A 7,093-nucleotide genomic window follows, 5' to 3' on the forward strand; every position below is an offset into this window, starting at 1 on the left:
GACCCCGCCGCGGCCCCCTACCAAGATCACGACCGCTATATGCGCATCGCGCAGAAACCCGAACGCCCCGGCCGGCGGCTTGCGGGCGTGCTCGCCGGCGTTGGCTTGGTGGCCGTTGTCATCATCGGCGTGGTGCTGTTCGTGCAGAGCCTGCCCGCCAACGTCACGCTGAACGGGGCGAGCGTCGAAGTGCACGGCGGCAAGACGCTCGGCGACGCCCTGTCCGCCAGCGGCATCAAGCCCCAACCGGGCGACCTGCTGGCCGTGGACGGCAGCGTGCTGGAGGCAGGCAAGGGGGAGCCGTTCGACGCCACGGTGAACGGCGAGAAGGTCACCGAGCTTGACGCCAAGCTGGCCTCGGGAGACGTCGTGGAGATAGGCAACGGCGGCCCGATCGAGGAACCGTCCGACTCCGTGGAAACGACCATTCCCTGGACGGTTGCGCAAGAGGGCAACGGCGCCATACACCTGGTAGAGGGCGAGGGCAAGGACGGCGTTAAGGCCACGAAGACCGGCAAGGTGTCCGGCATCACGGCCGAGCAGGTCGTACAGGAGCCCAGCAACATCGTGCGCCGCAACGTATCGCCCGACGTGGGCGACGACAAGGTGATCGCGCTCACGTTCGACGACGGCCCTTGGGGCGAACAGACCGGCCAGGTGCTCGACGTGCTGGCCGAGCATGGCGCGAAGGCCACGTTCTTCACCGTGGGCAACCGCATCGAGCAGGACAACGGCGACGCCTTCATCAAGCGTGCGGTGTCGGAGGGCCATCAGGTGTGCACGCATTCCTACGACCACGCCGCCGGCAGCGGCCAGGGCGTGAATCTGGGCTTCATGACGCCCGAGGAGCAGAAAGCCGAGGTGGAGAAGGGGCGCGCCGCCATCGAGGCCGTCACCGGGACCGAGGCGAGCCGCATCTTCCGCACCCCCGGGGGCAATTTCGGCGACGACGTGGTGAAGAACATCGGCCCGCTCATCAAGGCGGAGATCGGCTGGAACATCGACTCGAGCGACTGGCGCAGGCCGGGCGCGGGCGCCATTGCGAACCAGATCGAGGATGCCTGGCCGGGAGCCATCGTCCTCATGCACGACGGCGGCGGCGATCGCTCGCAGACCATCGAGGCGCTCAAGCTGGCGCTTCCCCGCCTGAAAGACCAGGGCTACCGCTTCATCACCATCGACGAGCTCCTCCAATACCCCTTGTCGTAGCAGCGGAGCCGGAGCTCGCCTGCCGCACCTCCAACCGGGCATCGCGGACAGCACGTCGCGGACGCCGTCACGCGCAAGGCGATTTCACCCTGTCGCTTGCTTCCCGATATTGGTATAGTGAGGTGATCTGGCCGCTTGACTGCTTCGAGCAGGCGGGGGCGGGGTGAACATCGTACAGCCCGGTTCGCAGGGGGAGCTCGCATGGACGTAAGCCAAATCGTATCGATCGCGGTGTTCGTCGTGGTCATGTTCGCCATCATGACGGAGAAGCTGCATCGCTCGCTTGCCGCCATCGTGGGCGCCATGCTGGTGCTGGCTCTGCACGTGCTGCCGTTCGACGCGGCCATGGAGCACATAGACTTCAACACGCTCGGCGTGCTCCTGGGCATGATGCTGTTCGTTTCGGTGGTGAAGCTCTCGGGCATGTTCGAGTTCCTGGCCATCAAGGCCGCGCGGCTCGCCAAGGGCGAGCCATGGAAGGTCATGCTGCTGTTCGTGCTGCTCACCGCCGTGCTGTCGGCGTTTTTGGACAACGTTACCACCGTGCTGCTCATCGGCCCCATGACGCTCACCGTGTGCAAGCTGCTCGACGTGAATCCCATACCGTTCTTCATGACCGAGATCCTCGCGTCGAACATCGGCGGCACCGCCACGCTTATCGGCGACCCACCCAACATCATGATCGGCTCTGCGGCCGGGTTCACGTTCTTCGACTTCATCCTGTACGATGCACCCGCCGTCGTGGTCATCCTGGCCGCGGTGCTGGTGGTGTTCTACTTCCTGTACGGCCGGAAGATGCAGGTGAACGAGGAGCATCGCGCGCGCATCATGGAGCTGGACGAGCACGCCATGATCAAGAACAAGCGTCTGCTGAAGCAGAGCTACGTCATGATAGGCCTGGTGGTTGTGGGCTTCATGGCGCACGGCGCGCTGGGGCTGGAGTCGAGCGTCATCGCGCTCGGCGCAGCCGGCATTATCATGCTCATCTCGGGCGAGAGCATCGAGGAGGCGCTCGCGAACGTGGAGTGGACCACGCTCGCATTCTTCGCCGGCCTGTTCGTCATCGTGGGCGCCATGGCCGAGACGGGCGTCATCGAGATGCTGGCGCACGCGCTCATCGACGCGACGGGCGGCAACGTGTTCGTGACGATGCTCGTGCTGCTCATCGGCTCGGCCGTCATCTCCAGCTTCCTGGACAACATCCCGTTCGTGGCCACCATGATTCCCATTCTCTTGGCCATGGAGTCCTCCGGCATGGACGTGACGCCGCTGTGGTGGGCCGTGTCGCTGGGCGCCTGCCTGGGCGGCAACGGCACGCTCATCGGCGCGAGCGCCAACGTGGTGCTCTCCGACATCAGCAAGAAGAACGGCCACGAGATCACGTTCGTGCAGTTCCTGAAGACCGGCTTCCCCATCATGCTGCTGACCGTGGCTATTGCAGGACTGTACCTGGTGGTGAGGTTCCCGCCGGCGTAAGGGCCGCGCACCGGAGGCGCGGGCGGCGTCAGAGCGGCACGATGTCCTTGTGGAGGAAGCGGAGGCGGCCCTCCTGCTTCTCGATGTGGAAGTGGCCGCAGTACCAGCGGCGGTAGCGAAGGCGCTGCTCGATGCGTTGGAGCCAGTCCTCCATGGAGGTGTCCACCGTGGACTGGTCGATGGATGGCAGCAGGGCCTCCTGCGGGACGAACGCGGCGGGGCAGGTGTGGGAGAGCACGGTGTCGATGCGCCAATGGCGGCGATCGAGGGCCTGTTCCACGTGCTCTTTCTCGGCTTCGGTGAGCTGCTCGTCGGGGAACCAGAGATGGCCGTTCGCCAGCCGGTGCCGCTTGTCCACGCTGTAGGCGCCGCCGATGGCGATGGCGGAGCGGCCCTCGAGGTCGAACACGCTGCCGTCACGCGCGAGCAGGAGGGTGGGGTAGGCAGGGTCCACGTACGCCTCGCCGCCGCGCCACGGTTGCAAGCGGTAGTCAGCGAGCGTCGCCGGATTGCGATCGCGGTTGCCGCGGATGCAGAGGAAGGTGACACCCGCCCGGGCGGCGCGGGTTTTCACGGCGTCGTCGCGCTCGTCGCCGAAGTAGTCGAAACCGGTGTCCCCCAGGCAGACGATCACATCGTCGGGGCCCAGGCTGTGCTCGCGCGCGAAAGCGCGGACGTGCCGGTAGCTGCCATGGGTGTCGCCCGTGACGTAGATCATGCGCAACTGCCAGGCATGACGAGCACGATCTTGCCGTCCTTGCCGCGCTCGGCGACGGCGCGATGGGCGTCGGCAGCCTCCTCCAAGGGGAACGAACGCGCGACGATCACCTGCATCCCGCCCTCCAACGCGGCGGACAGCGCGTGCATCGCCAGATCAAGCTCGTCGGGACGCAGGTTGTTCACGCCCATGCCGCGCACGTCGAGGTCGGCCTTCATGAGCGCGCGGGGATCGAAGTCGAACGAGCCGCGGCTGCCCACGACCACGATACGCCCGCGCGTCGCTGCCACTTTCGCATCCTTCATGAGGTTGGCTTGCGCCGCCATGTCGATCACGACATCGACGCCGCGGCCCTGGGTAGCCGCGAGAATCTCATCCAAGTAACCCTCGGCGTGGTGGTCGAAGGCACGCCGGGCGCCGAGGCGCTCCACGAGCTGCCGGCCTCGGACGTCGCCGGCCGTGCCATACACGACGGCCCCGATGCGATGCGCAAGCTGCACCGCGAGGGTTCCCACCCCGCCGCTCGCACCGTGGACGAGCACCGTTTCGCCGGGACGCACCCGCGCACGCACGAACAGCGCGTCGGCCGCAGCCAGCCCGGGAGTGCCGAGGCCCGCGCCCTGCTCGAACGGAACAGCGTCGGGGAGCGGGGCCACGGCGGAGGCGTCGCAGACGACGAACTCGGCATAGGTGCCGGTGCAGCGGCGGGCGCGTGCCGCCGCCACGAACACGCGCTCCCCCACGTGCGGAGCGCCCGAGGGGAGGTTCGCCCCGCACGCGTCGACGATGCCAGCGCCGTCGTTGCCTGGAACGTAGGGCAGTTCGGGCAGCTGGGCGTACTGGCCCGCGCGCAGATAGGTTTCCACCGGGTTGACGCCGGCAGCGCACAGGCGCACGCGCACCTCGCCCTCATGCGGCTCGGGCACGGGTATGCGCTGCTCCACCAACGCATCCGGCCCGCCGAACGCGCTCACCACGATCGCCTGCATGTCTGGCCCTGTGCTCGGTTTCGCCATCGGACCGCTCCTTCCGCCTTCGTTAAGACCTCTTTGCCGTTCGCAGCCCGATCGTAGCGCGGCATGCGCGCCCTTCTCCGCGTCGAGCGGTCGGCTTGCGAAGGTCGTTACCGGCCTGGCAGCGAGCCGGAACGCCTCGGCCGCGCCCTCTTGAGCCGCGCCCCTGGCAGCAGCGCCCAAATGCGCACGAAGGCATGCGATGTTCCAAGATAAATTTAAGGATTGCTCGCAACGGCCTATTGCAGGTCGGAGCACCTTTCGGTATACTGCGTATTCGCGCTTCGCAAAGAAGCCGTGACGCCAACGTGGCTCAGCTGGTAGAGCAACGCACTCGTAATGCGTAGGTCAGCGGTTCGAATCCGCTCGTTGGCTCCAGAAAAAGTGCAGGTCATCGGGGTAAAACCCGGTGACCTGTTTCTGTATCTGGGAGTGGAATTTTGCCGAACTTGACAATCCCGTGGAAAGTCGCCGAGCAAGGTTGGGGCGCCTTTGGGCGATAGAGACCCGGACAAATGGCAGGAGCGCGCTAAGTCTAAGTAGACGATCCGGCGAGCATGGCCCGCCGGTTCATTATCCCGTTACCTCTTTCTGCCGAGATAGAACACGTAGCCGTAGTGTTGCTTGTACTCCTGGTAGAGCTCGACCTCATGGCGGTTGTCGGCGACGAAGGCCTCCACGGTCTCGTTGCCGGGGTAATTCCGCAGCAGGCCTTCGAGCGCCGCTTCGCGCGGGGTGAAGTACTCGTCCGTCCAGCACGTCTCCGGCAGGGCAAACGCGGCGACGAACTGGTAGCCGCATCGCTGGAGCGCCTCGATGTTGCTGGCCACCGAATCCAACCTGCTCCCGGCGTCGGTCCAAAACCGCTCGATGACGGCGGGGCGCTCGTCCGTGAGCCAGGAGGGACAGGTGACAGCAACATAGCCTCCCTGTTTGAGGAAGCCGCGCCAATACGCCAGACCCTTCTCGAAACCTATGTTGTCGATAGCACCTTCCGACCAGATCAGGTCAAGCGACTCCCTCTGGAATGGCAGGTCGTCCATCGAGCCGACGACGCCCCGCACCCGGTCGGCGACACCTTGCTCGCAAGCCTGCCCGTTCAGGACGTCGACGAAGGCTGGAAACAAGTCCAGGCCGACAACCGACCCCTTCAGGTGCTGCGCGAGCAGCAGCGTCTGGGCCCCGGTGCCGCAGCCCAAGTCAGCCGCGTTCGCAATAAGGTCGAGATCGCCGAGGAAGGCGAGAGCCCTGCCTGTCTCCTCGGCGCAGCCGGGGCCCTGCCTCTCCAGCCCGGCGTGCGCTTCCACCAGCAGGTCGATCGGGGACGGCTGCTTGCTCTCCATGTTGAACGCCTTTCTTCACGTCGGGAACAAACCGACTGCCGGCCGGCTTTCACCCGCCAGCAGCATGCTCTTCGAAAGCGGCGGCCTCCGAACCTGCCGCCGCAACCTACCTTACCACAGGCGTTCCTGGCGGAGCCTCCCAGAGCGAGGGCTTTCCCTTCCGTAACCTGCCTGCGTGCAAGCTGCGCTACCTCCGATGACCGTGATGGTGCTTGCGGGAACGCAGCGTGCTCGCGGCAATAACCAAGGCGGCAACGGTCACGACCGCGAGGGAGCCGATACCCGCCTGCAAGTTCGCCAGATGAAGCGCGGGCACTCCCTGAAGGATGCCCAGCGTGTAGGGCATGAGCCAGAACAGCCAGACCACGATGCTGAACGTATGGAACCGCTGCTTTGCCCGCTCGCTGCCCCTCAGATAGGTGAAGGTAGCCCAGGTGGCATGGGCCGCCATGAGCACGATGGCCAGCACGCCGGAGGCGGCGTGCATTCCCAGCGCGGCGTTTTTATGAACGTTGTTCACTATTGCCGCCGTCCAACGCCTCTTGCGGTCATCGCTTCGCGAACGGGGGCGTGACGGCTTCGCGACTGCGGCGGAGGCGATGCTATCATCGTCGCTCCCCGATGCCGATGCGAGGAGCGTGCATGAGACCGTACTACGAAGGCTGGTACATGAAGCAGCAGCAGGGCGGCGACATCCTGGCCGTCATACCCGGCCGCGCCCAGGACGAGGCGTTCATCCAGGTGGTCACGGCGGACGGCGCCCATTACCTCCCCTTCCCGCTGGAGGACTTCCGCCAGACGGGAACCCGCAGCATGCGCGTGGGCCGCAGCCTGTTCTCGCCCATCGGCATGATGCTGGACGTGCAGGCGCCCGGCCTGGAGCTGGTCGGGCGCCTGCGCTACCGCGAGCTCACGCCGCTGCGCTCCGACATCATGGGACCGTTCGCCTACCTGCCCATGGAAACGAAGCACACGGTGTTCAGCATGCGCCACCGCGTGGACGGGGAAGTGGAGCTGAACGGCCGCACGCTGCGCTTCGAGAACGCCAAGGGCTACATGGAAGGCGACCGCGGGCACAGCTTCCCCCGCGGCTACACCTGGATACAGAGCACCGACTTCGGCTGCGCGGCATCCGTCATGCTCGCCCTGGCCGAGATCCCGCTCGCCGGCCTGCGCTTCACCGGCTGCATCGGCGTGGTGTGGATTGCGGGCGTGGAGCACCGCTTCGCCACGTACCGCGGGGTGCGCATCCGCGAGGCCAGCGACACGGCCGTGGAGGTGCGGCAGGGCGACATGACGCTCCGGGTGGAACTGCCGGAGGCGGGCGGCCACCG

Annotated in this window: 7 protein-coding genes and 1 tRNA gene; 4 read left to right on the top strand and 4 right to left on the bottom strand. The window is 66.3% G+C overall.

The window, feature by feature from the left end:
- Together GPA_RS12830 and GPA_RS12835 are read left to right on the top strand one after the other, a co-directional pair.
- On the top strand, positions 1-1,209 hold a 1,209-nt coding region (locus GPA_RS12830), incomplete at its 5' end, for a polysaccharide deacetylase family protein (protein WP_331429788.1).
- Between the two features lie 201 nt (positions 1,210-1,410).
- Entirely contained in the window at positions 1,411-2,685 is a 1,275-nt protein-coding gene (locus GPA_RS12835; RefSeq protein ID WP_015540129.1) for an ArsB/NhaD family transporter, read from the top strand.
- Between the two features lie 28 nt (positions 2,686-2,713).
- Here GPA_RS12835 and GPA_RS12840 read toward each other — a convergent pair whose 3' ends face one another.
- Together GPA_RS12840 and GPA_RS12845 are read right to left on the bottom strand one after the other, a co-directional pair.
- Complete coding sequence (locus GPA_RS12840) at positions 2,714-3,403, bottom strand: metallophosphoesterase (protein WP_015540130.1); 690 nt, start codon at positions 3,401-3,403, stop codon at positions 2,714-2,716.
- Positions 3,400-4,305 (bottom strand): NADPH:quinone reductase, encoded by a 906-nt coding sequence (locus GPA_RS12845; RefSeq protein WP_231847648.1) that lies wholly within the window; start codon positions 4,303-4,305, stop codon positions 3,400-3,402. The genes GPA_RS12840 and GPA_RS12845 overlap by 4 nt, the downstream gene beginning before the upstream one ends.
- A 413-nt stretch (positions 4,306-4,718) precedes the next feature.
- Here GPA_RS12845 and GPA_RS12850 point away from each other — a divergent pair.
- Positions 4,719-4,794 (top strand) — tRNA-Thr (locus GPA_RS12850).
- A 203-nt stretch (positions 4,795-4,997) separates the two neighbouring features.
- Here the strand turns inward: GPA_RS12850 and GPA_RS12855 are convergent.
- Positions 4,998-5,759, bottom strand: a complete 762-nt coding sequence (locus GPA_RS12855) for a class I SAM-dependent methyltransferase (RefSeq protein WP_015540132.1) — start codon at positions 5,757-5,759, stop codon at positions 4,998-5,000.
- A gap of 187 nt (positions 5,760-5,946) precedes the next feature.
- Complete coding sequence (locus GPA_RS12860) at positions 5,947-6,279, bottom strand: hypothetical protein (RefSeq protein WP_049784152.1); 333 nt, start codon at positions 6,277-6,279, stop codon at positions 5,947-5,949.
- 122 nt (positions 6,280-6,401) lie between these two features.
- On the opposite strand from GPA_RS12860, the gene GPA_RS12865 reads away from it, so the two are divergent.
- Positions 6,402-7,093 (top strand): tocopherol cyclase family protein (locus GPA_RS12865; RefSeq protein WP_041240551.1); only part of this gene is annotated, 692 nt, incomplete at its 3' end.

The sequence above is a fragment of the Gordonibacter pamelaeae 7-10-1-b genome, from assembly GCF_000210055.1.
Lineage (GTDB): Bacteria > Actinomycetota > Coriobacteriia > Coriobacteriales > Eggerthellaceae > Gordonibacter > Gordonibacter pamelaeae.

Coding starts and splice junctions, on each gene's coding strand:
- GPA_RS12835 (WP_015540129.1), top strand. CDS start 1,411: ATGGACGTAAGCCAAATCGTATCGATCGCGGTGTTCGTCGTGGTCATG.
- GPA_RS12840 (WP_015540130.1), bottom strand. CDS start 3,403: ATGATCTACGTCACGGGCGACACCCATGGCAGCTACCGGCACGTCCGC.
- GPA_RS12855 (WP_015540132.1), bottom strand. CDS start 5,759: ATGGAGAGCAAGCAGCCGTCCCCGATCGACCTGCTGGTGGAAGCGCAC.